The 25,486-nt window shown below is 51.8% G+C and carries 18 protein-coding genes; 15 read left to right on the forward strand and 3 right to left on the reverse strand.

Annotated elements, in window-relative coordinates:
- Positions 1-115: 115 nt before the first annotated feature.
- From IEY24_RS14170 to IEY24_RS14180, 3 genes are all read left to right on the forward strand, one after another.
- Positions 116-892: a GLPGLI family protein gene (locus IEY24_RS14170; protein ID WP_188933110.1), complete on the forward strand. Its 777-nt coding sequence runs from the start codon at positions 116-118 to the stop codon at positions 890-892.
- Positions 879-3,653, forward strand: coding sequence for a TonB-dependent receptor (locus IEY24_RS14175; RefSeq protein WP_188933111.1), 2,775 nt, complete (start codon positions 879-881; stop codon positions 3,651-3,653). Before IEY24_RS14170 ends, IEY24_RS14175 begins: the two co-directional genes overlap by 14 nt.
- 458 nt (positions 3,654-4,111) lie before the next feature.
- A complete protein-coding gene (locus IEY24_RS14180) occupies positions 4,112-4,456 on the forward strand; it encodes a winged helix-turn-helix domain-containing protein (protein WP_188933113.1) in 345 nt (114 codons plus the stop codon).
- Between the two features lie 118 nt (positions 4,457-4,574).
- On the opposite strand, the gene IEY24_RS14185 is transcribed toward IEY24_RS14180, so the two are convergent.
- Both IEY24_RS14185 and IEY24_RS14190 read right to left on the reverse strand, forming a co-directional pair.
- On the reverse strand, positions 4,575-6,113 hold the full coding sequence (locus IEY24_RS14185) for an alkaline phosphatase family protein (RefSeq protein WP_188933115.1): 1,539 nt from the start codon (positions 6,111-6,113) through the stop codon (positions 4,575-4,577).
- Between the two features lie 13 nt (positions 6,114-6,126).
- The gene (locus tag IEY24_RS14190; protein WP_188933117.1) at positions 6,127-6,933 is read right to left on the reverse strand and encodes a hypothetical protein; all 807 of its coding nucleotides are present in this window, start codon (positions 6,931-6,933) and stop codon (positions 6,127-6,129) included.
- Positions 6,934-7,268: 335 nt separating this feature from the next.
- Here IEY24_RS14190 and IEY24_RS14195 point away from each other — a divergent pair, with 335 nt between their 5' ends.
- A complete protein-coding gene (locus IEY24_RS14195; protein WP_188935179.1) occupies positions 7,269-9,506 on the forward strand; it encodes a beta-N-acetylhexosaminidase family protein in 2,238 nt (745 codons plus the stop codon).
- Positions 9,507-9,641: 135 nt separating this feature from the next.
- On the opposite strand, the gene IEY24_RS14200 is transcribed toward IEY24_RS14195, so the two are convergent.
- The gene (locus IEY24_RS14200; protein WP_229222288.1) at positions 9,642-12,356 is read right to left on the reverse strand and encodes a PQQ-dependent sugar dehydrogenase; all 2,715 of its coding nucleotides are present in this window, start codon (positions 12,354-12,356) and stop codon (positions 9,642-9,644) included.
- Between the two features lie 220 nt (positions 12,357-12,576).
- On the opposite strand from IEY24_RS14200, the gene IEY24_RS14205 reads away from it, so the two are divergent.
- From IEY24_RS14205 to IEY24_RS14255, 11 genes are all read left to right on the forward strand, one after another.
- Positions 12,577-13,038 (forward strand): Panacea domain-containing protein, encoded by a 462-nt coding sequence (locus IEY24_RS14205; protein ID WP_229222291.1) that lies wholly within the window; start codon positions 12,577-12,579, stop codon positions 13,036-13,038.
- 89 nt (positions 13,039-13,127) lie between these two features.
- Positions 13,128-15,590 carry a heavy metal translocating P-type ATPase gene (locus IEY24_RS14210; protein ID WP_229222301.1) on the forward strand — a complete coding sequence of 821 codons (2,463 nt, stop codon included), beginning with the start codon at positions 13,128-13,130 and terminating at the stop codon, positions 15,588-15,590.
- 77 nt (positions 15,591-15,667) lie between these two features.
- Positions 15,668-15,817 carry a cbb3-type cytochrome oxidase assembly protein CcoS gene (gene ccoS, locus IEY24_RS14215; RefSeq protein WP_106596734.1) on the forward strand — a complete coding sequence of 50 codons (150 nt, stop codon included), beginning with the start codon at positions 15,668-15,670 and terminating at the stop codon, positions 15,815-15,817.
- Positions 15,818-15,862: 45 nt separating this feature from the next.
- On the forward strand, positions 15,863-18,007 hold the full coding sequence (gene ccoN, locus IEY24_RS14220; protein WP_188933123.1) for a cytochrome-c oxidase, cbb3-type subunit I: 2,145 nt from the start codon (positions 15,863-15,865) through the stop codon (positions 18,005-18,007).
- Between the two features lie 5 nt (positions 18,008-18,012).
- A complete protein-coding gene (locus tag IEY24_RS14225; protein WP_188933125.1) occupies positions 18,013-19,035 on the forward strand; it encodes a cbb3-type cytochrome c oxidase N-terminal domain-containing protein in 1,023 nt (340 codons plus the stop codon).
- A gap of 7 nt (positions 19,036-19,042) precedes the next feature.
- The gene (gene ccoG / locus IEY24_RS14230) at positions 19,043-20,392 is read left to right on the forward strand and encodes a cytochrome c oxidase accessory protein CcoG (RefSeq protein WP_188933127.1); all 1,350 of its coding nucleotides are present in this window, start codon (positions 19,043-19,045) and stop codon (positions 20,390-20,392) included.
- A 24-nt stretch (positions 20,393-20,416) separates the two neighbouring features.
- Positions 20,417-20,869 carry a FixH family protein gene (locus IEY24_RS14235; RefSeq protein WP_188933129.1) on the forward strand — a complete coding sequence of 151 codons (453 nt, stop codon included), beginning with the start codon at positions 20,417-20,419 and terminating at the stop codon, positions 20,867-20,869.
- A 3-nt stretch (positions 20,870-20,872) separates the two neighbouring features.
- The gene (locus IEY24_RS14240; protein ID WP_229222303.1) at positions 20,873-21,571 is read left to right on the forward strand and encodes a sulfite exporter TauE/SafE family protein; all 699 of its coding nucleotides are present in this window, start codon (positions 20,873-20,875) and stop codon (positions 21,569-21,571) included.
- Positions 21,572-21,668: 97 nt separating this feature from the next.
- Positions 21,669-23,033: an oxygen-independent coproporphyrinogen III oxidase gene (gene hemN, locus IEY24_RS14245; protein WP_188933131.1), complete on the forward strand. Its 1,365-nt coding sequence runs from the start codon at positions 21,669-21,671 to the stop codon at positions 23,031-23,033.
- A 78-nt stretch (positions 23,034-23,111) separates the two neighbouring features.
- Positions 23,112-24,341, forward strand: coding sequence for a PAS domain-containing sensor histidine kinase (locus IEY24_RS14250; protein WP_229222305.1), 1,230 nt, complete (start codon positions 23,112-23,114; stop codon positions 24,339-24,341).
- 23 nt (positions 24,342-24,364) lie between these two features.
- Positions 24,365-25,429 carry a response regulator gene (locus tag IEY24_RS14255; RefSeq protein ID WP_188933134.1) on the forward strand — a complete coding sequence of 355 codons (1,065 nt, stop codon included), beginning with the start codon at positions 24,365-24,367 and terminating at the stop codon, positions 25,427-25,429.
- Positions 25,430-25,486 lie beyond the last annotated feature (57 nt).

The following is a 25,486-nucleotide window of genomic DNA, read 5'->3' on the forward strand; positions in this document are numbered from 1 at the left end:
CTTTTATAGAACTCTAACAGGATTTGAGGTTAACACTACTTAACATTAAATAGCAGAACCTTACAAACCGTCGCCTGACCTTTGATCCATCAAAAATCAAAACCAAGGTGACATTATGAAAAAGCTTCTTTCAATCATCCTGCTGCTCGTCGCAGCGGCCCCGGACATTCTCGCACAAGCCTCCGGACAAATCAGCTACGAAGTTGTACGCAAGATCGACCAGTCACGGTTACGCTTCATGGTCAATGGCGAGGAGGTGAAGCAAGGCGACCCCAACTTCCCGACGGACGTGCCGGACACCCGCACAATCGGGCAGAAGGTGCTCTTTGCAGGAAATTTTGTCCGGGAAAACCGCGATGAGGAGAACATGATGATAAGGGTTACACAAGAGCCCGGCGGCATCCCGCAAACGACCAATGCGGGGCGTCCGTTTGAAGAATATGCGGTCATCGACATTGCCAGCCAGAAAATCCTGACGTTCGTAACTGTCGGCAAAGATAAAGAGGCCCGTACCTACAAAAGCGAGGCGCCGATTGAAGCAGCCGGAGGTTGGCAGCTAACACAGCAAACGAAGAAAATTGCAGGCTATTTGTGCCAAAAGGCGGTTGTCAACTATCATAAGGAACCTTACTCCGTATGGTTTACGACCGAATTGCCGTTCCGATACTCGCCAGTACCTGCTCTTACCCCCGAAAAAGGCGTCGTATTACTGGTAGAGGGAAGTCGCGAACAGTTCAGGGCCACCAAAGTGAGCCTGGGGAAAGTCGAAGACAAATCCGTTGTGCCCGACAGCCGGGCGGAAAGCGTGAGTGCGGAACAACTGACCGACATTCGTCAGAAAGCAATGGCAGATTTTCACCAAAAAATGGGACCCGGCGGTGGAGGCATTTAAATTTGTAATATGCCTGCTGCTGCTTTGGCTTCCTCCCCTGTATGCACAAAAAATTACCCCGGCAGGCGAAATAAGCGGTACCGTGCTCGACTCGGCGTCGCGAAAACCATTGAGGATGGCTTCTGTGTCCCTCCTGCATGCACGCGACTCTGCATACGTAAGCGCAACGACCACCGGCGGAGAAGGCAATTTCCACTTCCGAAAGGTAGCGCCCGGCTCCTACCGGCTGCTGATCACTTTTGTGGGGTACAAAAACCTGTCTTTGTCCATTAATGTAAACCGCGATGTGCCTGCGAACCTGGGGACACTGCTTATGGCCGAGCAGGGTACGCAGCTGAACGAGGTGGTGATCAAGCAGGAACGCGCGCCGGTGACGATCAAACAGGATACCATCGAATTCAATGCAGGCTCATTCAAAACGCAGCCGAATGCGCAGGTGGAGGAATTGCTGCGCAAGTTGCCGGGGGTCGAAGTAGGTCGGGACGGCTCCATTAAGGCCAACGGCCAGGCGGTAAACAAGGTTCTGGTAGATGGTAAACCGTTTTTTGGCAATGACCCTAAAATGGCAACCCGCAACCTCCCCGCGGATATCGTCGATAAAGTTCAAATGTATGACCAGTCCTCGGACCAGTCGCAGTTTTCGGGGGTGGACGACGGCGACCGCGAGCGGACGATTAACATTACCATCAAGAAGGATAAAGGAAAGGGGTATTTCGGGCAAAATTCGCTGGGCGCTGGGCCCTCCAATGGTGACCAATCGGCACGGTACGAAGCCAGGCTGAATGTGAACCGTTTCAACAACCACAATGGCGGGCCTAACAGGCAGCTTTCGGTGATCGGGCAGGCCAACAACCTGAACCAGCAGAATTTCAGCATGACCGACGGGGGTGGCGGACCGCAATTGGTGGGCCAGCCTGGCGGCGGCGGTGAAGGCCAGATGGCACCTTCCAACGTTACCGAAGTAGCGGCGTTGGGGGTCAACTACCGGACAGAAAGCAAGGCGGTGAAATGGGGCAAACGCGCCGAAATGGCGGCCAGCTATTTCGCCAATCGGGCCGTAACCACCACCGACCAGCAAAGCCGGCGCGAAAATATCCTGCCCGGCCAGTCGTTCCTCACCGACCAAAGCAATTATTCCAAAAACAGCCTGCTCACGCACCGCATCAACGGCCGCTTCGACCTGCCGATCGATTCGCTGACCAGCCTGCGGTTTACACCAAACATTAGTTTTCAAACGAAAGACCTGCTTAGCAAAAACAGCAGTTACTCGTATCGGTCACTGGCTGACTCCCTCAACAAGGGCCTGAACCAATACGACCTGAATGGTACCGGCGTGAATGGCTACAACAATCTGCTGTTAATGCGGAAATTCAAAAAGGAAGGCAGGTCTCTGTCAGCCAACCTCAACACATTGCTGACCACAGGAAATACAACAGCCTACAACCGGTCGGCCAATACGTTCTTCGATACGCTGACGACGATTCCCGGACGGGAAAGGGTCGACCAGCGGAATGCGCAGGACCAGCTTGCATTGCAAAACACAGTGACTGTTTCTTTTACGGAACCAATTTCTTTTACCAAGAAACTGGAATTCAGGTATGCTTACAGCAACAATTTTGGCAAACTGCTTCGGAATATCGCCGACAAAAGCGAAGAAACGGGTCAATATGACAAACCTGATGCCTTGCTAAGCAGAAATTTCGCAAACACCTTTGAAACGAACCGCCTGGGTGCCACTTTTCAGACCCGAAGGTTGCGCTACACGTTCGCATTAGGGGCGGATGCCCAGCTGGCATCCCTGCGGCCAATCGATAGATCGACAGACGCAGGCTACCGCTCTCAATACGCTTACTTGATGCCTAATGCACTTTTTTCCTACACATTTCGGGGGAATAAAAATCTGCGGCTCCAATACCGGACACGCGTCGTATCGCCCGGCATTACCCAGCTCATACCTGTTGCCGACAATTCCAATCCGCTCAATATCAACATCGGAAACCCGGCATTGCGGCCGGAGTACTATCATAATGTAACGCTTACATTCAGCGCGTCGCGCCGGGGTGGAAACGATAACCTGTTTGTATTCGGCAGTTTCAATCAGAGCAACAACCGTATTGGCGTTTCCACGCGTACCGACGAATCGGGGGTACAGGTTACTACGCCGATCAATACAAGAGGGTTTATGTCGGGAACCGGGTTTGTTTCACTTAGCAAGAAAATCGAGCCCTTGCATTTATCCGTCAACCTGAGCACGCAGGGAAGCCTTGCCCGCAACACCAACATGATCAATGCGTCAGACAACGTTACGACATCGACCTCTCTCGGCCAGGGTATCCGACTACAATCCGATTACAATGGACGGATCGACTACGGCCTGAGTGCCCGCGTTACCTACCAGCAAGCCCGGTATTCCCTTTTATCCCAACAAAATATGCAGTACTGGTCGCAGTACGCAACTGCCGATGTACATGTACAACTGCCCGGAAATGTGGCCGTTACAACCGACCTTACCTACACCGGCAATACCGGCCGGGCCGAGGGGTACAATCAGCGTTTCCTACTCTGGAATGCCTCTCTCTCCAAGCAGTTCCTGCGAACCCGGCAAGCCGAGGTCCGGTTGCAGGTATTCGACCTCCTCAACCAGAACCGTAGCCTGGTCCGGAATACGGGCGACGCCTATATAGAGGACGTCCGCAGCCGCGTTTTGAAGCGTTATTTCCTGATCAGCCTTATGTATAATCTCAGGAAATTCGGCGTGTGACGCTAGGGTTTTCCCATTACCAGCCGACCGCTTTTCTGGCCTGTACCGCCGCTTGTACACAATGGCCGAGGAAATGGTTTGCAGGGGTTGAGTGAACGGTAGAAGTTGTTGCATTTGAAACAACAAAAAGCGTGTCATAGCAGCCCATGGCACGCTTCTACACTACTGTTCGTTTATCGGCTTATTATTCTTGTTTTAAATCTGCGGGATTGATACTGTTGGAGAACACCAAGCGATTTCCCTAACCATTGGGAATCTGAGAGTGCCACGTGCTTTGCAATAAGTAAAATTAATTCTATAATACTAACAACAAATATTTCGAGGCATATTTTTTAATAAAAGCGGACAGAAATTCTTATTGTCGGTATCGCAAATTAAAGCGCCTGTTTTCGGGTGCAGAGTGGTGATTTAATCCTAGTTTGCAGCGCGAAGAAATAAACCATTTTAAAAATTGCTGCATGGAAAGACACGTCGAGATACGGCTCCGGCATTGGGTGTTTGTGGATGAGGTCAAATTTTTCGGTCCCGGGCGATATGAATTGCTGGAACGCATCGCCGAAACAGGCTCGATATCCCAGGCTGCCAAAGATATGGGATTATCGTACAAAAAGGCCTGGGCGATGATCGACGCGCTCAATACGACGGGTAAAGGACCGTACGTGGTAACGCAAAAAGGCGGTACCAAAGGCGGCGGCACCGTGCTCACCGACACCGCCCGGAACGTAATGGCCGCCTACAAACGCCTGAACGACAAGCTGCTCGCCGCCTTGGCCGAAGAACAGGAGCTTTTGTCACTCGTTTGACGCAGCGCTTTCTGGTGGGAAAGCCTTCGATACTGCTGCGTGAATGATCGCGAGTAAGGGTCAAGATTGGTTTTACCAAATAGCCAATCCACATGCATAATCACGTACACCGATCCTTTCAGCGGGCTGGTGTACGTTCTGTTTTAGCATAATTGAAATATTGGTAACCGCCCAGAACAGACAGTTCAGCCGATAATTTGTAGGTCCCCCAGGGATAAGTCGCTTCGGTTTTAACGAGCTGTTTTTGGGAAGTACCATTCGCTTTCTGAGACTTTTTCAAAAGCTCGGCCACTGCCCTGCCATCCATTGCGGCCGGTTTTGGCAGATTATAAATACTAAGAATTGTTGGAACAATATCGATGTTGGAAGTCGGTAATTCAGTGATCGAGCCATTCTTAAAATCTGGCCCCGCAGCGAGCAATGCAATATTGATTTCATACGGACTCGAACCGCCGTGCCCTGCTACTCCACCCGAAAAACCCGTCCCGGCATAACCCTTATCATTTTTGGCATCATTCCAATTCGGAGCTACCAGAATATCCCCCGAGCGGTTCGGGTGGTCATAATGGATCAGGTCAAAGGAAAGCGTTCCTTTTACCCTGCCGCGCGCATCTCCCCTCTTTGCCGCCTTTGTAAAAACCGCCCCTGCCCACTCCTGCTTATGCAATGCAACCACAATAGATTGAATGGTTTTTACATCATGGTTTTTGACATAAATCGCTCCCTCGGCAACGACGACATCATCCGATTCCTTGTCCTTCTTGAAACCTTCCTTAATCAGAAAATCCGCCAGTCCCGGCTTTTCCGTGTGCGTCACAAAGCCGTGATCTGTGGAAATGATTACATTATATTGCTCGTCGGCACCCTTCGCCTGCAATGCCGCCATGATCCTGCCAAACTGTGCGTCGACGTATTTGATCGCTGCCACAGCCTGCTCCGATCCGATCCCGTGCTCGTGCGCCGCACCGTCGGGGTCCGAAAACCAGACGGCGCTCACCAGCGGGCCATTTTTGATTAAACCGTATTTTAATAATGCATCGGTGATCCACTTGTGCCTACCCATTTCTTCCGACTCCACTTCGGAAACCACGCCTTTTTCGCCGAGCACTTTCGCTTTAAGTGATTCGGGCAAAATAAGGTCTGGATTTACAACTGCTCCGTTCACCGTGTGGTTTTGCAAAAAAGCCTGCCCAGTCGTCCCCGAGCTGAAAACCATCATCTTCTGGTCGGCATCCGCCAATACTTCGCCGAGCGACCGGGCTGTCAGCAACGGACCGGAGGTAGCCGCCGGAACTTTGATCAGATCGTCGTAAGTAGTCCCGATAGGCTTCCTGGGATTGACTTCGGGAATGTAAATTGAATTACCCAGCAGACCGTGCGTTTGCGGATAGGAACCTGTCGCATAGGAAGCCGAATTTACCCGGGTAACCGTAGGAAAAACGCTGTGGTGATGCTTTCCACGGGCCGCTTTCTTACTAAATTCGAACAAATTGGGCATTTGCTCCGCTGTAATGTAATCCGGGCGCAAACCGTCAAAAAAGACGATCAGCGTTTTGACTGCGAAACGGCGATCGCCCTTGCTTGCACTCTGTGCATGAGCAGATTGCAGGTAAATCAGCAGAGAAAGGCAAAGCAGGCAGCGAAAAAGTAACTTCATTAATACAACAATTTTATCTGATTTCTGAAACGGTCACTATGTGCTTGCTCCGCTGAATACCATAGAGCAACGTTTTCCCAGCCACCGAGCGGTCCATAGCGATGCCCTGTCCCTCGATCGGCGCCGGCAATGTGCCCGTATGGCTGAGTGTATAGCCCGATTTGGGCAGTTTCAAAACATATACCTCGCCGCGGTCGTGGCCGGTACAATAAAGCAGTCCGTCGGCGCCCCATGCGCCCCCCGAATTGCTTTTGGGCGTAAACAAATCGACCAGGTTCTTTGGAAAAACCCAGGCCTCTACCTGCCGCCATTCCATATCGTATTTCACCAGCGACGTCCACCGTACATCCCTGCCCTCGCTCGATTCCTTACCCGCATAATGCGCGAAACCGATGAACCAGTGGCCATCCTTTTGGTCCAGCCACGTAAGCGAGCCGTGCTGCGCGATCCCGAAACTGTGGGTATCGACGTGCTTCAACGTCTTAACGTCAAAAATCTCCACCGAACTCGTCATCGGAATTTCGGGATAATTGGAATTGGCGCAATACAGCTTCCCTTTAATTACGACCCCGCTATTCAAATGGACTATCCCTTCCTTCGTTCCGTCCCAGGTCGCGACGAGCTTGCCATCGGCCTTGGCATGCTTCGTGATCGTGCTGTTGTTGATCACATAAAAATGTTGCGCGTCCACAGCCACGGCCTGTTTGGCCTCCTTCACGTCAAACTCCTTCAGGGGCGTGAGCGTCTGCGACGATGCAGGTGAAAGTACCAGTAAAAGCAGTGAAAAAGTGCAGAAAGACAGGGATTTGAAAAGATGCATAGGGGTTAAAAATGTTTTCCATCCTAAAAGTAGCGAAAGGGGGAGTTTTCTACTTTACGCGAATGTTACCAGCGCAAAATCGTTCGAACGTAAACGTTCGGACGCTCTATTCACCAAATCATGGCCTGAAACGCCGCAATCCTAGTAATGCAAATACAACACATCGATTTGTATTTGTTATGCATCCTCAAACCCGCTTCAAAGCATCGCTTACCGGCCGACTAGTGCCATTGTTTACAATCCTGCTCTTCTCGGCAACCTATTTCCCATGCGCCGCGCAGGTGATCGGCCTGAAAAACGCAGCCTGGATCATCTCTCCGAGTGTCCCTTCGCCTATGAAAGAAACAGCTCCGGCTGTACTGACGGAGGAAATCGCGAAACGGACAGGAATAACGCTCAAAAATGCTTCGGCTTGGCCGAAAGGCAACACGCCTGTCATCGCATTGGCATTATCATCCGATAAAACGCTGCTCTCCCGCGCATTGCCTGCATCGGCGGGGACAAACGGACCCGAGTTCAAAGCGGAGGGATACCGGATCGTGACGGAAACTGCCGCCGGAAATACGACCGTCTGGGTCATCGGTGCCGACACACGCGGTATCCTGTTCGGAACGGGTTGGTTATTAAGGCATTTAAAAATGAGCAAGGCATTTATGGGCAAGCCTCTTTTGGAACTGCCGGAACCGGTGAACGTAGCTTCTTCCCCTGCCTACCCGATCCGCGGGCATCAGTTGGGCTATCGCTCCACCGCAAACACCTACGACGCCTGGACGGTCGGCCAATTTGATCAGTACATCCGCGAACTGGCCGTTTTTGGAAGCAATGCCGTGGAAGGTATTCCTTTTCACGAAGACGACAATCCCAGCCCCCATTTCAAAATTCCGGCAAGGGAAATGCGGATTAAAATGAGCGAGATTTGCCAGAAATACGATATGGATTACTGGGTATGGACACCGGCGACTTTTGAGCTGACGGACAAGGGCAAACGACAAGCCGAACTGGATTTACACGAGCAGTTTTACAAAGAATGCCCCCGCATCGACCACATATTCTTTCCCGGCGGCGACCCGGGCGACAATCATCCCACGGAAGTGCTGCCTTTCCTGAAAGAATTGCAGGCAAAACTGGTTAAGTACCATCCGAACGCGAAAATGTGGATTTCCCTGCAAGGTTTTAACACCGAACAGATCGATTATTTTTACAAATTCCTCGAATCCGAAAAACCCGCCTGGCTGCAAGGCGTGGTGTCCGGGCCGGGGAGTCCGCCGATGGCCGAAACGCGCTACCGGCTTCCGAAACAATACCAGCACCGCCAGTACCCCGACATTACCCATTCCGTACGCTGCGAATTCCCGGTTGAGAAGTTCGATCAGGCATTTGCATTGACGCTCGGCAGGGAGTCGGTGAACCCACGGCCGTTTGCATTTGCCAAAATCCACGCGAAATATGCGCCTTTTACGGATGGGTTTGTTTCTTACTCCGATGGTAGCCACGACGATGTGAACAAGGTACTGTGGAGTATGCGCGCCTGGGATCCGCAAATGGATGTGCACGGCATTATGGAAGAATACACCGCTTTTTTCTTCAATCATACCGTCGCCTCGGCAGCTGCAAGTGCGATCGAGGGACTGGAACAGAATTGGAAAGGGCCATTAGCAGAAAACGGTGGAGTGGAGATGACCTACATCAACTGGCGGATTCTTGAAAAGACGGAAGAAACGCTCGTAAATAACTGGCGTTGGCAAATGCTTTTGTTGAGGGCATACTATGACCAATACACGCGCCTGCGCCTGATTCGCGAACAAGAACTTGAAAAGCAGGCCAATGCGGTCCTGTCGTCGGCGAGCCTGAATACCATTACAAAGTCCATGGATGCGGCGTTGGCGATCGTCAACAAGGCCGATGAGGAACTCATCAGTCGCGATATTTACAAGCATATCGTCGATTTAAGCGATGCGCTGTACGCTTCAATTGGCCTGCAAACAAGCACGGAAAAGCACAAGCCGCGCAATCCGGAACGCGGCGTCGTAATGGATTTTGTTAACTATCCCCTTAATAACCGCTGGTGGCTGGCCGATGAATTTGAAAAGATTAAAAAAATGACGGATCCCGAACAGCAGCTCGCCAGATTGAAAACCATTGCATTCTGGGAAAATCCAGGGCAGGGAAGCTATTATGACGGCATTTCCAGTGTAGCCAAAGGACCTCGCGTGAAAACGATCTCCGAAGATGCCACCGACGTGGCGTGGTGGGATAGCGGAAAAAGCCGCAAACGTCTTTCGTCGCAGCTATTCCAGCGGGAGCCTGCACTGGATTACGACAACCTCGACCCACGTGCGCGCTACACCATACGCGTAGTGGGCGAAGGCGACGCACTCCTGCGCGTAGACGGGCGAAGGCTCTCGCCGGTCATTTACAACAAGGAACCTGAAACGTTCAAAGAATGGATTGTACCGCTAAGCCTTACACAGGATGGCAAAATTTCAGTCACATTCGATGGCCCCGAGGAATCGCAGCTCAACTGGCGTAAGCAGTCGAAGATTTCGGATATATGGCTATTGAAACAGCCATAATGCCGAAATGACGATGCTCCTGGGGAACGCCCTAATTGCAGAAGTCATCCATTGGTTTGCGATCCCGGCTCCGCAGGAAATCCCTGCGGAGCCGGGATCGCTTGGTTAAAACCCAAATGATTGAGCAGGGCGAGTTCAGGGTCCTGGATTGAAATCGTTTTCGAAATACATCCAGTCAATATGGAACATCGGTCCTTTGAGCTTCTCATTTCTGAAAACCAAATACAGATTGTGGACGCCTGTACCGCCATTTACCGGCAACAGCACTTCTTTCCAACCAGTTTTGAGATCGTTCAGATGTCCACCCGGCACGTCGATTTTGCTCAGCAGCTGACCTTCCCGACCATCCTGCCGGAGCTCGATAGTCCCGCCGGCGCCGTGTTCCTGAATGCGCAAACGGATATTCTTAATGTGTGAAAGGTCTATCTGATCGAACCTCGCGTATTTTCCAGTGGTAATATTTGCGATGTAAGAAACATACCCTGTGTTTTGCGTAGCGATAACTACTCCTACATTACCCTCCTGATAATCCTCCATCTGGATTAGTGGATTGCGCAGGACAATATGGCTGGCCGTTTTCTGGGGCTCGATGCCGTTTGCACCGTTGTCGGTGTAGGAGGCCTGCAGAACATAAGCGCCGTCGTTGCCTTTGCCGATATGTTCCGTCAGTTTCATCCGGGCAGAAAGCGGCGTTTGCCCGGCTTTCCGGCTCAGTGAAAGAATGTACCCCGCCAACTCCTTCGCATCCTTTTCGGGCAGGTCTGCGTGTGGAGGCATTGGGTAAGAACCCCAGTTACCGCTTCCGCCGGTAACGATCTTCCGGGCAAGCATATCCCCTGCGCCTGCATTACCCGCGTATTTTTTTGAAATATCCTTCAACGCCGGGCCTATCGACTTGGTTTCTATGGTGTGGCAGGCCTTGCAGTCCAGCGATGCATACAATTTAGCAGTCGCCGCATATGTGATACTCTCTCCTTCCGAGCCCGACAAAGCCCCGGCCAGGTCCTTCCCAAATGCCAGGTAGTTGAACCCCGCATGAATCTTTTCCCGGGGAATTTGCCTGTCTTCTTTGTCCGTAACCTGAATATTGTAGTCAAAAGATGCATTATCCCAATAGAAACTGCGGTTTGCTTTGGTCGTGATCCTAACATCCGGTGGGGTGTTCCCGATCTTGAATTCGGTTGTAGCCGTCCCCTTTCCGCCATTCTGGTCTGTAACAGTCAATACCACATTATAAACGCCTGGTTTGGTAAAAGTATGCTTGATTTCCTCGCCCGGTATCTTTTTCGTCCCGATCTTCCATTCATAACTGAGCTTATCGCCGGCATCGTAGTCCTTCGAACCCTTAGCCGAAAGCACGGCGGTAAATGGCGCGGCAGCAATGGTCTTGCCCGTAGAAACGGCGGCTACCGGATTGCGGTTACCCTCGGCATACTCGATACGGATAATGCCCGAATCGGTATTGCGGGCAAACCAGTTGGTACCGTAGGCGAGCAGGTAAACGGCCCCGTCGGGAGCGATCTGCATGTCCATCGGTGCAACGACTTTCAGCTGCGGCAGGAACGGCTCCATACTTACGTAATTGCCATTGGCATCCATCGTCACAGCCATGATCCACTTCCTGATCCATTCAAAAATAAACAGCTTGCCATTGTAATACGCGGGAAGCTTGTAGGGTGCATTGGGATACAAATCGCTGTAATACACCGGTCCGGCCATTGCACTCGCGCCGCCCTTGCCTACCAAAGGGTATTTCCGGGAAGGCCCCTTCCCGTACCAGATGAATGCAGGCTGCGCGGCAGGCAACTCGCGAATGCCCGTATTGTTCGGTGAGTCGTTGACCGGCTTTTGCGGGTCTTTACCCGGCCCCTCTTTTTTTGTAGCGAAATCATAATCAGGGAATACCTCGTTATCCCCCAGAAAATAGGGATACCCGAAGAAACCCGGCTTGCGAGCCTGATTGATCTCGTCATAACTCATTTTGCCCTCACTTCCGGGCACCTCGGTGTCCGGACCCACATCCCCCCAGTACACATATTTCGTCTTCGGATCGACGGAGATGCGAAACGGGTTTCGCACACCCATGGCATAGATTTCCGGCTTTCCCTGTGAGCCGTCTTTCGGGAAAAGATTACCGTCGGGGATGGTGTACGTGCCGTCCGCTTCCGGCTTAATGCGCAGGATTTTACCCCGGTAATCATTGCTGTTGGCAGTGGCAGCCTGGTCGTCCGAGAGCGCGCGGCCGGGACGTTCGTCAATCGGCGTGTGCCCTTCGATTTCCTCGGCATTGGTATTATCACCGATTGAGAGATGTAGTAATCCGCCCGAAAACGTGAGGTAACCCGCCGAATGGCAGCAATATTTACGCTGGGTAGGAACTTCCAAAAGCACTTTTTTCGAGTCCTGAACCAACTTTTGCCCCTTTAGTTCAAAACGGGCCAACTGACTGACGCTCTTCTCGCCGCCTACGCCATAATAGAAGTAAATCCAATTATTATTCTTGAAGTCCGGATCGGCCGCCACGCCAAGCAGCCCATCCTCAATCCCGCTGAATACATTGAACTGCGCGATGGTAGAGAGCTCTTTGGTCGTATTGTTGAAATAGCGTACCGCACCTTTCCGCTCGGCGATCACCATATCGTAATTCGGAAGGATCGCCATTTCCATCGGCTCGTCGAGGCCGGAAACGAGCTTGGTGTAAGTAAATCGACTTGAATCGGGGCCGTCGGAAATGCTCGCCATATGCATTGGCACCGGATGCTCGACCTGTCTGAACAAGGGCTTGTCGTGACGTGTAACCGATGCCAGGCAAAGGCCACCGCCCATCAGTAAGCCGATTATAGATTTCAATTTTTTCACAGAAAAAGGGGAATAGGGATTAATGCTTTATTAAAAGGCCGTGAGGTGACTTTTTTAATATTACGCCTTTGAAGAGAATTCATGCAGCCGGTCTGATTATCGAGTGGTCGAATGTCTGCCGTTAATTCGGAACGGGCAATTCGTGGCGGAAAAAGTGTTCCCATCCAGGCTCAATGGCTACCGTCAACCTGATTTCGGCAAAATCGGAAACATGATCGCATTCTTTCAGGTATTAAAGAAGATTTCACTGTTCAAGACCAAGTTAAACAAACTTCTCTTTTACGCCGACTTCAATGCATACCGACTGACAGGATATTCCATCACGGGACTGGAATACAGGGCAATACAGTTTGGCCCGGTTCCCTCGCAGTTTCAGAAAATGTATGTAGATCTTTCGGAACAAGGGCATATCAGCATTGAGGAACAATATTTCGGCAATGGCGCTTATGGTGACGAAATCAAGGCAAATATTCCGTTTGATGAAACGCTGTTTTCGCAGCATGAACTGGTAGTCTTGCAATTTGTGGCTAAGCAATATGGTAAACTCTCAACCGATGAGCTTGTGAAACTCAGCCACGAGGAAGCCGGCTGGCATGACAACGCGGAACAAAATGCATTCATCAACTACCGGTATGCATTCCAGCTCAATCAAGGGATTGGCTACAATTCCTGACCAAAGTCAGTTTTTCCCACGTCTTTTCGTCATCCGTTACGCTGGTCGTATGCTCCAATTTTGGGTAAGGTTTCACCCAAACCATGACCATGAGCATATTGACGGCCCCGGAGGCCATTTCCGATACAAAACAGGTTTGCTATCACTGCGGCGAGGAGTGCCGCGATGAAGTGCTGCATACCGACGAACACGATTTCTGCTGCGACGGCTGCGTGACGGTTTACAGCCTGCTGAAAGAGCGCGACCTTTGCCAGTATTACGCGATCGACGGCGCGCAGGGCATTTCGCCGGACCCGACGTTTTACAAAGGCAAATACGACCACCTCGATCAGCCGGAAGTATATGAAAAAATGATCGAGTTTACGGACGGGCGCTTGACCACCGTTTACTGGTACCTGCCGAAAATGCACTGCAGCTCGTGTATCTGGCTGCTCGAACACCTTTATCGCCTCAATCCGGCGGTACGGAGCTCGGTGGTGAATTTTCCTGAAAAAAAAGCCAGGATTACGTTTGATACCGGGGCGTTGCGACTGAGCGAATTGGCTGCGCTGCTCACGCGCATCGGGTACGAGCCCTATTTGAGCATGGACGATTTGTCGGGTAAAAAAGCCGGTAAATGGAACCGGACGCGGCTTTACAAAATCGGCATCGCGGGTTTTGCATTCGGCAATATCATGATGCTGAGCTTTCCCGAATACTTTCATTTGGGACAAAACGCGTCGGATCAAAATCTTCGGACGCTTTTCGGTATCCTGAACCTCGCATTGAGCTTGCCGGTGTTGTTTTACTGTGCGGCAGATTTCTACAAATCGGCTTGGGCGGCGCTGAAAGGGCGTTACCTGAACATCGATGCGCCCATTGCGCTTGCATTGAGCTGCGTTTTTCTGATCAGCATTTACCAGCTCGCAACACAAACCGGCCCGGGTTACCTCGATTCCTTTGCCGGAGCCGTCTTTTTCATGCTTGTGGGCCGCTATTTTCAAGACAAAACCTACGCCGGCGTTTCGTTTGACCGCGATTACAAATCCTACTTCCCGATCGCCATTTCGGTGATCGAGCATGGTAAGGAAACACGCAAACCCATTACCGGCCTCCAAAAAGGCGACCATATGCTCGTCCGTAACGAGGAGCTCATTCCCGCCGACGCCGTACTGCAAAGCGCGGTTGCGCTGATCGATTACAGCTTCGTGTCGGGAGAGTCGCAGCCGGTTGAGAGGCAAAAAGGGGATACCATTTATGCGGGCGGCAAGCAGAAAGGAGCGGCTATCGAACTGGAAGTGCTTCGGGAAGTATCGCAAAGCTACCTCACCCAACTCTGGAATAATGAAGCATTCACCCATGAGAAGGACGACGCCGGCAAATCACTGGCGGCACGCATTAACCGCTACTTCTCACTGACAGTGCTCGGCATTGCCGCCGTTACTTTTGCGATATGGTTTTTTGTATATAAAAATCCTGAAACCGCCTTTCTCGCATTCACTACCACGCTGCTGGTGGCCTGCCCTTGCGCATTACTGCTTTCGTCTACCTTCACGAACGGCAACTTGCTAAGCGTTTTCAGCCGGAACCGTTTTTACCCTAAAAACGCGCACAGCATCGAACGGCTGGCACATATCGATGTAGTCGTTTTTGATAAAACAGGTACCATTACTTTGCCCGATGACGCAAAAATTGACTTTATAGGTGAACCATCGACGCGTGACGAAATCGTGATGATCAAAACGCTGGTGGAGCAGTCGTCGCACCCGCTCAGCCGGCAGATCACGAAGCATTTGTCCGATGCGCCTATTAGTCGGCGTGTGCTGACCGGCTTTTCTGAAACAAGTGGCAAAGGTATGTCCGCGCAATGGGGTGCAAGAGTGGTAAAGATGGGCTCTGCAAGCTGGACCGGTGCCGCGGGTAGTGACGACGACGATCGGCAGTCGAGCCGGGTGTATGTGGCTATCGACGACGTTGTGAAGGGCTATTTCACGATCCGCAGCAAATACCGGCCGGAACTCGCGGAAACTTTGACTGCATTACGTCGGGCTGGTATCGGCACCTGCCTCCTCTCCGGCGACCGCCCTACCGACCGCGACTTGCTTACTCCGCTTTTCGGAGAGAATGCATTGCTTCTTTTTAACCAAAAACCCGAGGAAAAACTGGATTTTGTGCGAGAACTGCAACACAAAGGCCGCCATGTACTGATGGTCGGTGACGGACTGAATGACGCCGGTGCTTTACGTCAAAGCGACGTCGGACTGGCCGTTTCGGATGATATCAACAACTTTTCGCCGTCCTGCGACGCCATTGTGGAAGGAAACCGGCTCAGCCTGCTGCCCGGCTACATTTCCCTCGCGCGGAGCGGACAGCGTATTATCCGGCAGAGTTTCGCTATTTCATTGATCTACAATATCCTGGGACTGTCGTTTGCAGTTACGGGCCACCTGTCGCCGGTGATCGCGGCAATCCTCATGCCCGTCAGTTCTATTACCATCGTGGCATTCACGACCCTTGCCAGCAATGCCGCTGCCCGACGATGTCTTAAAAAACTGACCAATGTCATAAACTGACCATAGCACTCATCATCCTTTACCTGCCATGCCGCAGGTAGTTTTGACCTATCAAAAACACTAATCTGATCCTCATCATGAGCGCATTGTACCTGCTGATCATTGCCAGTCTGCTGGTGGCGCTGGGATTCCTGGGCGCATTCATCTGGTCGGTCCGCAAGGGTCACTACGACGACGATTACACGCCCTCCGTAAGGATCCTGCTGGACGATTCCGAAAAGCCATAACCGCCAGAAACTGAACTGATTTTTACCACTTATCCTCACTAAGTTATGTCAAACGTTCCCCATCCTACGCTCGCATCCGTTGAGTTGGATGAATTTCAATACGACAACCGCATTGTCCGGGACTTCGCCATCGCGACCATCCTCTTTGGGCTCATCGGCATGCTCGTTGGCTTGCTGGCGGCCATGCAGCTGGTTTTCCCGAACCTGAATTTCGACCTGCCGTTCCTGACATTCAGCCGCATCCGGCCCTTGCATACCAATGCGGTGATTTTCGCATTTGTGGGTAATGGCTTTTTTACGGGGCTTTATTACTCGGTTCCGCGCGTGTTGCGGACGCCCATTTGGAGCCCTGTCCTTAGCCGGTTTCATTTCTGGGCGTGGCAGGCTATCATCCTCGGCGCGGCGATATCCCTGCCCATGGGCTTTACCACTTCCAAAGAATATGCCGAGCTGGAATGGCCTTTCGACATCGCTATCGCGGTGGTGTGGGTTTCTGCATTGGTCAATATCATCATGACTACCATCAATCGCCGCGTGGAGCACATTTATGCCGCGGTTTGGTTCTACATCGCCTCTTTTGTGACCGTTGCCATGCTGCACGTCGTGAACAGCATCGAGCTGCCGATCTCCTTCATGAAAAGCTACTCTGTGTACGCAGGCGTGCAGGACGCACTCGTGCAATGGTGGTACGGGCATAATGCGGTCGCTTTTTTCCTGACAACACCTTACCTGGGTTTAATGTATTACTTTCTGCCCAAAGCAGCCAACCGGCCCATTTATTCTTACCGGCTTTCGATCGTACACTTCTGGGCGCTGATCTTCCTGTATATCTGGGCGGGCCCCCACCATTTGCTCTACACCGCATTGCCCGAATGGGCGCAGACGCTCGGTACCGTATTCTCCGTCATGCTGATTGCACCGTCGTGGGGCGGTATGATGAACGGCCTGATGACGCTGCGCGGTGCATGGGACAAGGTTCGCGAAGATGTGGTGTTGAAATTCATGGTGGTTGCGATTACCGCTTATGGTATGGCCACTTTCGAAGGGCCGATGCTTTCTTTGAAAAATGTAAATGCCATCGCCCACTACACCGACTGGATCGTAGCGCACGTACACGTAGGAGCACTTGGCTGGAACGGTTTCCTTACATTTGGTATTCTCTACTGGCTGTTCCCACGCCTTTATAACCGCCCGTTGTACTCCACCAAAGCGGCCAACTTCCACTTCTGGATCGGTACGCTGGGTATTATTTTCTATACCATTCCCATGTACTGGGCGGGCTGGGTGCAGAGCTCGATGTGGAAAGAGTTTACACAGGAAGGTCTTTTAAAATACCCCAACTTCCTTGAAACCGTAACGGCCCTCAAACCACTGTATTTCCTCCGCGGTGTAGGCGGCTCGTTGTACCTGGTAGGATTTGTGGTGATGATCTATAACCTCTGGATGACGGCCATTAAAGGCAAGTTCGTGGCTACCGAAACCGCCAAAGCCATGCCGTTGAATGCCATCTGGCATCCCGAGAAAAGCGAGTACTGGCACCGCAGGCTCATGGAGCGCAAGCCTTTGGCATTAACCATATTCTCTCTGATAGCCGTGGCAATCGGCGGGATGATCGAAATGATCCCGACGTTCCTGGTCGAATCCAATGTGCCCACCATTGCGAGCGTGAAGCCATACACGCCGCTGGAATTGCAGGGCCGCGATATTTACGTCCGCGAGGGCTGCTACGTGTGCCATACGCAGATGATCCGTCCGTTCAGGTCCGAAATCGAGCGGTTCGGGGAATATTCCAAGTCGGGGGAATTTGTATATGACCACCCACACCAATGGGGCTCCAAACGCACCGGGCCGGATTTGCACCGGATAGGCGGCAAATACCCCGACTCCTGGCACTACAACCACATGGAAGATCCCACCTCGATGTCGCCCGGCTCCATTATGCCACGTTATGGCTGGCTGCTGGAAGACGACCTGGATACGACCACAACCAAAGCCAAGATTGAAGCCATGCAGACGCTGGGCGTGCCTTACGAAAAGGGTTACGAACACCAGGCCAATGCCGATCTCGTGAAGCAGGAAAAGGCAATCCAGGAGCGTCTGAAACAAAGCGGCATCAAAACGGCGGCGAATAAAGAGATTATCGCGCTGATTGCCTACATGCAGCGACTTGGTACTGATATCAAAAATTGACTTCTATGAAATTCCGTAACTACCTCGAAACCATAGCGGGAGTGGGCATTTACCCGCTCATTTCCCTCCTGATATTCTTTGCTTTCTTCGTCGGCCTGCTCTTTTATGTGTGGGGGCTGGATAAAAAAAAGCTCGACAAAATGCGCAGCATTCCGTTGAATGACGGTGTGGCGAAAAAGACGGTACTATCGCTTCTCTTGCTCGGGTGCATTGCATTACCGGCCGCGGCACAGGAAACTACCGAAAAAGTCCGGGCTATTACCGAACTGGACCTTATCCTCTACGTACTACTCGGCGCACTGGTGTTCATCATTATCCAGCTCGCGATCCTGCTCGGTTCGGCGATGAATTTGCTCAACAAAACCGCGCACGCTTCTCATAATGAGCCTACCCACGTTTTCAGCGCGCATTGGTGGAAGAAGTTCAGGGGCATTAGTGTGGCTTTGAAGGATGAGAAAGATATCCTGATCGACGGGCACGACTACGACGGTATCCAGGAGCTCGACAACCGGATGCCCCCCTGGCTGCAATTCCTTTTCTACACCACCGTTTTCATCGCTGTGGTTTACTCGGCCTACTATTTCAGCGGCCTGGGCGATCTGCAAATAGCGGAGCTCGATAAGGAAATAGCCACTGCCGAAGCAGAGAAAAAGGCTTATATGGAGAAAGTAGGTGCGAGCATGGACGAAAACTCCGTGACACTCCTCACGGACAAGGCGGCCGTGGAGGCCGGGATGAAAATCTTTCAGGAAAAATGTACCGCCTGCCACGGAACCGAAGGCGGCGGCTCGGTAGGCCCCAACCTCACCGACACATACTGGCTGCATGGCGGAGGCATTCACAATGTGTTTAAAGTCATTAAATACGGTGTGCCGGAGAAAGGGATGATCTCCTGGGAGAAACAACTCTCTCCTACCGACATCCAGAAAGTCGCGAGCTTCGTGCTTTCACTCAAAGGCACCAAACCGGCGAATGCCAAAGAACCGCAAGGGGAGCTTGTTAGTGAAGAGGCGGTAGCAGAGAAATAGTTGAATCATGAAAACGAGTAACGAAACACGGCCCCTCTACCCTCAGCGCCCAACCGGCAAATGGCATAACCGTCGTGTGGTGTTCAGCATAGCCATCATTGCTTTGCTGTTTGTTACGCCGTTCATCCGGCTCGATGGGCAGCCGCTGGTCTTGCTCAATGTGATTGAAAGGAAGATCATTCTTTTCGGCATTTTCATCGGACCGCAGGATTACTGGCTTTTCGGGCTTACCACACTTTCGTTCTTTGTGTTTATCGTGTTGTTCACGACGGTTTTCGGCCGGTTATGGTGTGGCTGGGCATGCCCGCAGACAGTTTTCATGGAAATGGTGTTCCGTAAAATCGAATATGCAATCGAAGGCGACGCCGGCAAACAAAAATTGCTCGACAAAGCGCCCTGGACATCGGACAAAATCCTGAAAAAGGGTTTGAAATACACCATTTTCCTGATAGTATCCTTTGTCATCGCCAACTTGCTTCTGGCCTACGTACTGGGTACCGACGAGCTTTACAAAATTATTTCCGAGCCTGTTGAAGACCATATCGGCCTGTTTTCTGGCATTGTTATATTCACGGCCATATTCTACTGGAACTTTGCATGGCTGCGCGAACAAGCCTGCACGGTGGTATGCCCGTACGGTCGCCTGCAAAGCGTGCTGCTCGACGGCAACTCAATCAACGTCGCCTACGACCATGTACGCGGGGAGCCACGGGGTAAGCTGCACAAAGGGACCGACCGTACCGAAGGCGACTGCGTCAGCTGCTTTCAATGCGTGGCCGTGTGCCCGACCGGCATTGATATCCGCAATGGCACCCAAATGGAATGTGTAAACTGCACAGCCTGCGTGGATGCCTGCGACTCGATCATGGACAAAGTCGGGTTTGAGAGGGGTCTCATCCGCTATACTTCCGAGAATGCGATCGTGCGGAAAACCTCCAAGGTCCTGACGTCCCGCACCTGGGGTTATGCGGCGGTATTGGTACTGCTGTGGTCGGCGTTGGGTTTCGTTGTGGCTACCCGCACCGACACCCAAACGACCCTTTTCCGTGCTCCCGGCAGCCGCTATATCGAGAACAGCGACGGCACGATCAGCAACCTGTACACTTTCAAGATATTCAATAAGACTAACCGCATCATTAAACCCTCCTTACACCTCGACACCCCGCACGGAAAGCTTCTATTCGCCGGATCACCCGATTTGACGCTCGAAGCTGCGGGGATGTCCGAGGGAACGGTGTTCGTAATCATTCCAAAATCGGAGTTGAAGGGCCGCAAAATGGTACTAAAACTTTCTGTTTCGCAGGGAAACCGGCAGCTGGAAAGTTTTGAAACCACCTTCATCGCACCTGAAGAATAATGTATTAACCTATTTTCAAATACTATGAAAATCAATTGGAAAGCATTTATTGCCGCTGTTTATGTCAGTTTTATATCGATGATACTACTGCTTGTGGGAATGAGCGCCGGGCAGAAGATCGATCTCGTGACCGACCATTATTACGAGGAAGAACTGAAATTTCAGGGCAAGATCGACAAGACCCAGCGCGCTACCGCATTGGCAGTGCCGCTGTCGTGGAAGATTACTGAAAGCGGTCTGCAAATCCAATACCCCGCAACTTTCGCAGATTCGGCCATTTCAGGCCATATCCGCATGTACTGCCCGTCCGATAACCGTAATGACCGCCAGTTTGCGATCGAAGTAAAAGATAGCCGGCAGACCGTCGCATTGTCGCAAATCCTGGCGGGGCGCTACAAAATTCAGGTCGACTGGAAAGGCGGAAACGAAACGTACTGGAACGAAGGCGTGGTCGTGATCGGCAACCAAAACCTTTGACCGATGATCACCGTCCTGCCCTACCTCGCCATTTCAATGGGGCTCATCAGCAGCTTCCATTGCGTGGGCATGTGCGGGCCTATCGCGCTCGCATTACCCGTGCATAAGGGCACGCGCACGCAGCAGATCGCGGGCGTGCTCGCCTATAATGCGGGGCGTACACTTACATACGCGACGTTCGGAATAGTTATAGGGACGCTGGGCGCCTCGCTGGCATGGCTTGGTGTGTTGCGCTATGCTTCCATGGGGATAGGCGTGGCAATGCTGCTTTATGTGCTCTGGCCGTCGGGATTGGAGCGCACGCTGCATATGCCTTTGTTCTGGCAAAAAATAGTAGGCCTGCTACGGCAAAAAATGGGTTTGCGCCTTAAAAGAACAGATTTGTTCGGCATGCTGACGCTCGGGACGCTCAATGGGGCAGTCCCATGCGGAATGGTATATATGGCCCTGATGAGTTCCGTCGCCACGGGCAGCGCCTGGAGTGGAGGGGCGTTTATGGCGCTTTTCGGGCTTGGTACTATGCCGGCCATGCTCGCATTGGGTATTGCCAGGCAACAATTCACCCCGGCATTGCGCACGCGCATTCGCAAACTTACGCCGGTTCTCGTTGCCATAGCGGGCATCTGGCTCGTTGCGCGTGGCATAGCCACTTCCTATCCAAATCCCACCAAATCATCCTCCGGCATTACCATCTGCCGTTAGCAGGCTTGAAAGTCTGTTTTTCACATGACATAAATCATGTTTTTCCCTTCGGCAGGTGGGTAGTTTTGATTAATCATCCAGATTAAAACTTCAACCAATGGACAAGGACCTGCTATTCAAATATAATATTCCGGGGCCACGCTATACCAGCTACCCGACCGTTCCGTACTGGCAGAAAACACCTCCCTCCATCGATAAATGGAAAGAGCTCGTGCAGGATGCATTCACGGTTTCGAACCAGAAAGAAGGAATCAGTTTGTACGTCCATCTTCCGTTTTGCGAGAGCCTTTGTACCTATTGCGGCTGCAACACCCGTATCACAATCAACCATGCAGTAGAAAACAAATATATTCAGGCCGTTTTGAAGGAATGGAAAATGTATTGTGCGTTGCTTGGGGAAGAAAAACCGCTGATTCGGGAACTGCATTTGGGCGGTGGTACACCCACTTTTTTCAGTCCGGGGAATCTGGTAAAGCTGGTGAAAGGCTTACTTGAAAATGCCCAGGTGCATACCGACGCCCGTTTTGGCTTCGAGGCACATCCGGGCAATACCACCGACGAGCATTTGGAGGCATTGTATTCCGTTGGTTTCCGCAGGATCAGTATTGGCGTGCAGGATTTCAACCCGGTAGTGCTCGCGATGATCAACCGGCACCAGACTTTTGAACAGGTAAAACACCTGACATTAAAAGCCCGCGAAATAGGCTACACGTCCGTCAACTACGACATCGTATATGGCCTGCCGCAACAGAAAAATTGCTCGATGATGCAGACGATGTTGCGCGTAATTCAGCTCAAACCCGATCGCATTGCATTTTACAGCTACGCCCATGTTCCGTGGATTAAGCCCGGCCAGCGCAGCTATACCGAAAAAGACCTGCCCGATGCCGACCATAAAATCGCCATCTACGAAACCGGCCGCAATGCATTGGAACTGGCCGGCTATGAGGACATTGGCATGGACCATTTCGCCCTCCGGTCCGACGAACTGTACAAAGCCGCTACCCAGGAACGTCTTCACCGGAATTTCATGGGTTACACCGACACCCGCACGCAACTGCTGATCGGCCTCGGCGCATCGTCCATTTCCGACTCGTGGTGGGGTTATGCCCAAAATGAGAAAAAGGTGGAAGATTATTACAAAAAACTCGCTGCCGACGAGCTCCCCGTGTTTCGTGGCCACGAGCTGAGCCGCGAAGACCTCATCATGAGAAAGCATATACTCCGGCTGATGACCTCCTTCGAAACCTCCTGGGCCAGCAGTTCGGAAGTTTGTGCGGAGCTGTATCAGGCACTTGAGAGACTCTCCGAAATGGAGGTCGACGAGTTGGTAGAGCTAGAACCTTTCCGACTGAGGATTACGGAAAAAGGCAAGGCATTTGTGCGCAACGTCTGCATGGCATTCGATGCGCGCCTCTGGGCCGACCTGCCACAGACTACGCTTTTCAGCCAAACAGTTTAATGATAAATTCTTGCGGTCTTCACCTGTGTCCTGTACTTTGGTATGTTTGATACGGATATTTTAATTCATACGCAGGTGATGACACGGCATATTGAAATGCTGGATGCCCTGTTCAAGCACGCGACCGAGGGGATCGTGGTGGTGGACAAACAGGCAAACATTGTAATGCTCAACCCCAAGGCAAAGGAACTTTTTGGCTACACAGATCGCGAGCTGATCGGCAGGAAAGTGGAAACACTGATTCCCCAGCGGTTCAACAAAAACCATGTGGGCTACCGCGACGAGTACCTCGAAGCCCCGCGTGCCCGTGGGATGGGCCATATGATGGACCTGTTTGCCCGGCGCAAGGATGGCAGCGAGTTTCCTGTGGAAGTGAGCCTCAGCCCTTTCAAAACGAGCGACGGCGAGTTTGTCGTGAGTTTTGTCATTGACATTACCGAGCGAAAAAAGCAGGAAAGCCGCATTATCGAGGCCAATCTTGAAATACAAAAATTAAATGCGGAGCTTGAAGAGCGTGTGCAACAGCGAACCGAAGAACTGGCCGCGGCAATCAAGCGCATCGAGCAGTCGCAGGAGGAAGTGGTGCGGGCATTAACGAAAGAGCGCGAACTGAACAATATGAAGAGCCAGTTCGTAACCATCGCCTCCCACGAGTTCCGGACGCCGCTCGCTACCATTCTGTCGTCGGCTTCGCTCATAGGCCGGTATTCGCACACGGAGGACGAAGAAAAGCGCCAAAAACACGTCCAGCGCATTAAATCGACGGTTAGCAACCTTACCGAGATCCTGAATGACTTCCTTTCCATCGGGAAGCTGGAAGAAGGCCGCATTCACTGCATACCGGTCCTTACCAATCTTAACGAGTTTTGTAAAAACCTGATTGAAGAGATCCGGGGACTTTGCAAGGAAGGTCAGGAGATGTTTGTAAGCTACGACGGCGAAGCCAATGCCTGGCTCGACAAGCAACTGCTGCGCAACGTGCTTTTCAACTTGCTTTCGAATGCGATCAAGTACTCGGAACCGGGAAAGACGATTTCTCTGCGAGTCAAAAATTGGAGCGGGCTGATCCGCATCGAAGTACAAGACCAGGGTATCGGTATTCCCGAGCAAGACCAGGGGCATATTTTCGACCGGTTTTTCCGTGCCAACAATGCAGGTAACGCGCAAGGTACCGGACTGGGCCTGAATATTGTGCAAAACTATATTGAACTCATGGGCGGTACCGTGCGCTTCCACAGCGAAGTCGGGCTGGGCAGCACATTTTTCGTGGAATTGCCCAACCGGGAGCCGGCATCCGTTAAACTCTAACCCTGACAACAAACGTACCAGACTTGGAAGCGAGAAAAATACTTTTGATAGAAGATAACCCCGAAATGCGGGAAAATACGGCTGAGATCCTTGAACTCGCCAGCTACGAGGTCATCACCGCCCGAAACGGCAAGGAAGGTGTGCAGCAAGCCGCCCACCACCACCCCGACCTGATCATTTGCGATATTATGATGCCCGAACTCGACGGCTACGGCGTGCTGCATATGCTCGGCAAGGACGAGCGCACGGCCTCTATTCCATTCATTTTCCTCACAGCCAAAGCCGAAAAGGAAGATTACCGTAAGGGAATGACTATGGGTGCGGACGACTACCTTACCAAGCCTTACGACGATGTGGAGCTACTCAATGCCGTTGAAATGCGCCTTAAAAAGAGCGACCGGCTGAAAAAGCAGTTCGAACGCTCTGCCGATGGCTTCGACCAGTTCATTAAGGAAGCACAGGCATTCGACCCGATCGTGAAGCTGGCGGAGGACAAGAAGGTGAAGGTTTTAAGAAAAAAAGAGACGATCTACACCGAAGGCAGCTTTCCGTCCCATGTATTTTTTCTGCAAAAAGGGAAGGTTAAGGCCTATAAATCGAATGAGAATGGCAAGGAATACATTACCGATCTTCTGAAAGAGGGCGAATTCTTCGGTTACCTCGATCTGCTCCAAGGCGCACCCTATGAAGAAACAGCCATCGCGTTGGAAGTATCGGAAGTGGCGATGATCCCCAAGGATGATTTTTTCAACCTGCTGCAAGGCAACCGGGAAGTTGCATCGAAATTTATCCGGATGCTTTCCAATGAAATTAAAGACCGGGAAGAGCGACTCCTTCAATTGGCTTACAATTCGGTGCGAAAACGCGTGGCGCAGGCCTTGGTAATGCTTGTGCAACGCTACCAGGAAGACCGTTCGAAACCGTTTTCAATGGCCGTTACGCGCGAAGACATTGCCTCGATGGTGGGGACCGCCACCGAAACCGTGATCCGGACGCTTTCGGATTTCAAGGACGAACGCCTCGTAGATATGAAAGGCAGCCATATCACTGTGCTGGAATATGAAAAACTGGCTCGGATGCGGAATTAGTACTCGTTATATTACCGGTAATGTATTCATCAGTTCCGTCTGATCATTGGTCAAGTT

The organism is Dyadobacter endophyticus, assembly GCF_014641595.1.
Lineage (GTDB): Bacteria > Bacteroidota > Bacteroidia > Cytophagales > Spirosomataceae > Dyadobacter > Dyadobacter endophyticus.